This window comes from Sphaerochaeta sp. UBA5836, assembly GCF_002432845.1.
Classification (GTDB): Bacteria; Spirochaetota; Spirochaetia; order Sphaerochaetales; family Sphaerochaetaceae; genus Sphaerochaeta.
On the sequence record NZ_DJGW01000024.1, the window covers coordinates 1 to 4,409 of the forward strand.

At 51.2% G+C, this 4,409-nt stretch carries 4 protein-coding genes; 3 read left to right on the top strand and 1 reads right to left on the bottom strand.

Annotated features, from left to right (window positions below):
- The first annotated feature begins 132 nt into the window (after positions 1–132).
- Positions 133–735, top strand: coding sequence for a GNAT family N-acetyltransferase (locus tag B3F49_RS01950; protein ID WP_293895932.1), 603 nt, complete (start codon positions 133–135; stop codon positions 733–735).
- Here the strand turns inward: B3F49_RS01950 and B3F49_RS01955 are convergent.
- On the bottom strand, positions 732–2,411 hold the full coding sequence (locus B3F49_RS01955; protein WP_293908735.1) for an MBL fold metallo-hydrolase RNA specificity domain-containing protein: 1,680 nt from the start codon (positions 2,409–2,411) through the stop codon (positions 732–734). The genes B3F49_RS01950 and B3F49_RS01955 overlap by 4 nt on opposite strands.
- A gap of 148 nt (positions 2,412–2,559) precedes the next feature.
- Between B3F49_RS01955 and B3F49_RS01960 the strand changes: the two genes are divergently transcribed.
- Together B3F49_RS01960 and B3F49_RS01965 are read left to right on the top strand one after the other, a co-directional pair.
- Positions 2,560–3,213: a lactate utilization protein gene (locus B3F49_RS01960; RefSeq protein ID WP_293908736.1), complete on the top strand. Its 654-nt coding sequence runs from the start codon at positions 2,560–2,562 to the stop codon at positions 3,211–3,213.
- 11 nt (positions 3,214–3,224) lie between these two features.
- A partial coding sequence (locus tag B3F49_RS01965; protein WP_293908737.1) for an iron-containing alcohol dehydrogenase occupies positions 3,225–4,409 on the top strand: 1,185 nt, incomplete at its 3' end.

Below are 4,409 nucleotides of genomic sequence, written 5' to 3' on the forward strand. Positions count from 1 at the left end.
CAGCACTTTTTTAAGAAATTTGCAAAACGATTTCTATAATGTTTCAATACAATACTATAAATCCATTAATCTTTGGGATTGAGAAAATGAGCAATCTCCGATATTGTGTAAAAGAAAGAGGAAGGACAATCAATGCAATATATTCGACAAGCCCTGCCGCAGGACCTACCCTATATATACTCCATTGCCTTGCAAACGGCCTTTGCGGGATTGGATGGGAGACCATATTTCAATGATCAGTGGTGTGTCGGCCACTATTACGCTGCTCCCTACCTGTTCTTTGAGCCAGACGTATGTTTTATAGCTCTTGATGAGAACAGCCGCGTCTCAGGCTATATTGTAGGAACCAGCAACACCAGAGGTTTCAATACCTGGATGCACCAAACCTGGCTGCCTGTTCTGCAGGAGCAATACAAACAAGTGAAAGAGTTTAAAAGTGAAGCCGAGCAAGATGTGATTAAAACACTGCTCAAAGGCCCTGGCGAAGGCCTATGGCAGAACCTGGGCTATCCGGCACACCTGCACATTGACATATTGGAACACCTACAAGGAAAAGGGATAGGGAAGAGCCTGATGCTCACCTTTTTTGATGCCGTCAAAAAAAAGGGTGCATCCGGCGTCCACTTGGGTGTGGACGGCAGAAACACCCGTGCATACGGCTTCTATGAGAAAATGGGTTTTGGAATTCTCGAACAACAAAACTGGGGCTCCTTGTTCGGGAAAAAGCTCAATTAGTCCGCATCGGAATCCCACTTCATTTTCAGATATTCCAAATCACTGGCAAGGCGGTTGATGGCATTCGTGAGCCGGACGGCACGCTTCTGGTCAAGGTGCGGCTCACTTCCCGCCACCTGCATACGCTCAACCACCGTACGCAGCGTTGCTTCCTGCTTCGTAAGCTCTTCCAACGCTTCACGCAGCTCCCTGATGTAAGGAACCACCTTGTCGTCCACTGCTGCAGCAATGGGGAGTGAAGCCTCATCCAGCAAGTCCAGCCGTTCCATCGGTGAAGGCGCATACGCCTTGATATGCAGCGTCCGTGTCACAAATGAAGCAAACCAGGGAGCTACTTCCTTATCCCCATGGACAATGAACGCCCTTCTCGGCTCCTTCTTGAATGAAGTAAGCCACTTGACCAAGCCCTCTTGGTCAGCGTGACCGCTGATGCCATGCAGCTCACACACCTCACAGCGTACATCGATCTGCTCACCAAAAATGGTTACATGCCTGGCTCCATCGAGAATCGATCGCCCCAGGGTCCCCGCTGCCTGATATCCGCTGAACAGAACCGTACACTCCTTCCTGAAGAGATTATGCTTGAGATGGTGCTTGATCCTTCCTGCTTCACACATGCCGCTGGAGCTGATGATGACACAACTCTCCTTTCGCTTGTTCAAGGCTATCGAGTCAGCTACATCGGTAATGGTTACCAAGGAGGGAAACAAAATCGGATTTATTCCCTTGTTCACAAGCTCCATGGTCTCCTCATCCATATAGCCGAACAAGTTGCCTGCAAATACGTGAGTAGCCTTCACTGAGAGCGGGCTGTCTACGAAAACCGGAATGTCTCCAATGGTGGGACACAGCTTATTCTCAATGACCACTCTCAATAGGTAGAGGAGCTCCTGGGTCCTGCCTACGGCGAAGGAAGGAATTATGACGTTCCCTCCCCGCTTGAAGGTCCGCTCCACAATATCGGCAAGCTCCTGTGCCCGAATATGGGTGGGAACGCTGTTTCCCACAGCGTTTTCCGGCTTCTTGTGCACCCTGTTTCCATAGGTGGATTCCATAACGACAAAATCGGCTTCGTCGATATAGTCGGGGTCCTTGATCAAGGGTTGGTCGAAATTGCCGATATCGCCGGAAAAGACCAACTTGCGCCGCTCTTTACCCTCTTTCAGCCACAACTCGATGGAAGAGGATCCGAGCAGGTGTCCTGCATCGTTGAACCGAACCTTGATGCCCTCGTCGATATCACAGATTTCGTCATAGACGCAACTTTCGAAAAACTGCATGGCGTTTTGAGCGTCTTCGACAGTATAGAGCGGTTCGACGCCCTTTTTCCCCGCCCGAACAGCCTTGCGACTCTTCCACTCCGCTTCCATCTCCTGGATATGGCCGCTGTCTGCCAACATGATCTCACACAACTGAGCTGTCGCAGATGTGGCAAAAATCTTTCCCTTGAAACCCTCTTTCACCAAGAGGGGAATACGCCCGGTATGGTCGATATGGGCATGGGTGAGAAATACATAGTCGATGGCATCTGCGCGAAAAGGCAAGTCCAATCCCACCTCACGCTCATCGTTTCCCTGTGGGAGACCGCAATCTATCAAGAGATACTTTCCATTGACCTGTACCATCGTACAACTGCCGGTCACCTGCTGTGCTGCTCCGAAGAAAGTTATATGCATGTGTTGACTCCTACCTTCAAAGATACGATTGATAGCCGTTCAATGCAACTTATTTTCCAAATCCACGTGAGCTTGCGTAGAGTCAGTGGATTGAGTATCCTAAGGAAAAGGGAAATTGGCAATGGATACACACAAGAGATCAATCAAAATGCTGCAAGTTGAACGAACCATCAAATCACTTGCAAAAAACAATATCGAAGCCCGCTTCGTTTCCTCAAGAGAGGAGGTCGTCCCCACGGTAGCTTCCTTGATGAAACACGGTCAGAGCGTAGCGGTGGGCGGTTCGGTTACCCTTGATGAGACCGGAGTGCTCAATCATCTGCGAAGTGGTTCGTATGTCTTTTACGACCGGTACAAGAAAGGGATTACCAAAGAGGAGCTCGACGAGGTTTTTCTGAAAAGCTTCACTGTCGATACCTACCTCAGCAGTGCCAATGCACTTACGGAGCACGGGGAAGTTTACTGCGTCGACGGAAGATCCAACCGGGTTTCTGCCATGCTCTATGGTCCGAAGCAGGTTATACTGGTTGTGTCATGGGACAAAATCGTACCTGATCTCATCAGCGCCATTCTGCGGGTGAAAAATATCGCAGCCCCTGCAAATGCCACGCGCCTTTCCACCGGAACATTTTGCACCGAAAACGGAAAGTGCATCAATACCGCCTGTGATGACAGACACCTGATGGCTTTGCCAGCAGGCGCCTGCGAGCACACCATCTGTTCCAACTATGTTGTTTTTTCCCATCAGCAGATCGAGGGAAGAATGAAAGTACTCATCGTCGGTGAGAGTATCGGATACTAACGGAGGATTGCATGATATCGGATTTTACGTACTATACCCCGACAAAAGTCATATTCGGAAAGAATACTGAATCACAAGTAGGTTCCCTGGTTGCCAACGAGGGCTGCAAGAAAGTCTTGGTCCATTATGGATCGGAAAGCGCGAAAAAATCAGGATTGCTTGAGAGAGTAACCACATCCCTTGCCAAGCAGGGAATCGATTATGTCACGCTGGGAGGTGTCGTACCGAACCCCAGGTTGAGCAAAGTCCATGAGGGCATCGAGCTCTGCAAACAGGAAGGAGTGGACTTTATTCTGGCAGTCGGCGGAGGCTCGGTCATCGACTCTGCCAAAGCCATCGGCTATGGCTTGTATCACGGTGGCGAGGTGTGGGACTTCTACGACCAGACCCGTCAGATCCAAGGATGCTATCCTGTTGGTGCTGTTTTGACCATTGCCGCCGCCGGCAGTGAAATGAGCAACTCTTCGGTCATCACCAACGAGGATGGGAATCTGAAACGTGGTGCCAACCACGATTCTTCGCGTTGCAGGTTTGCCATCATGAATCCGGAGCTGACCTATACCCTGCCTGAATACCAGACCATGAGCGGTGCAGTCGACATCATGATGCATACCATCGAGCGCTATTTTGTCAAGGGTTCAACCATGGACCTCACCGACCAGATGGCTGAGGCGCTTTTGCGCTCCGTCATGGAGGCTGCAACCAAGCTTAAGCAGGATGGCCGGGACTACGATGCCAGGGCCACCCTGATGTGGGCAAGCAGCCTCTCGCATAACGGCCTGATGGGTTGCGGGCACAGCCAAAGAGGCGACTGGGCTCCTCATCAGTTGGAACACGAGATGGGAGGCATGTTTGATGTCGCCCATGGTGCGGGGCTGTCGGCGATCTGGATCTCATGGGCCAAGTATGTCTACCAGGAGGCTCCCGAGCGCTTTGCACGCTTCGGTCGGAACGTCCTGGGTCTTGCAGGCAGCACCGATGCCAAAGCAGACGCCCTTGCAACCATAGAGGCCATGCGCCGCTTCTTCAGAAGCATCGACATGCCGACAAACTTTGCCGAGCTCGGCATCCAACCTACCGAGGACCAAATCGAGGAGATGACGGTGAAAGCCACCTTCTGGGGCAAGCGCACCCTTGGTGATGTGATGGTGCTCGGCAAGGATCAGATCAGGGCGGTCTACGAGCTTGCCGCTCAC

Excerpts from the sequence above, each read along its gene's own strand:
- B3F49_RS01950 (WP_293895932.1), top strand. The coding sequence starts at position 133 with ATGCAATATATTCGACAAGCCCTGCCGCAGGACCTACCCTATATATAC.
- B3F49_RS01955 (WP_293908735.1), bottom strand. The coding sequence starts at position 2,411 with ATGCATATAACTTTCTTCGGAGCAGCACAGCAGGTGACCGGCAGTTGT.
- B3F49_RS01960 (WP_293908736.1), top strand. The coding sequence starts at position 2,560 with ATGCTGCAAGTTGAACGAACCATCAAATCACTTGCAAAAAACAATATC.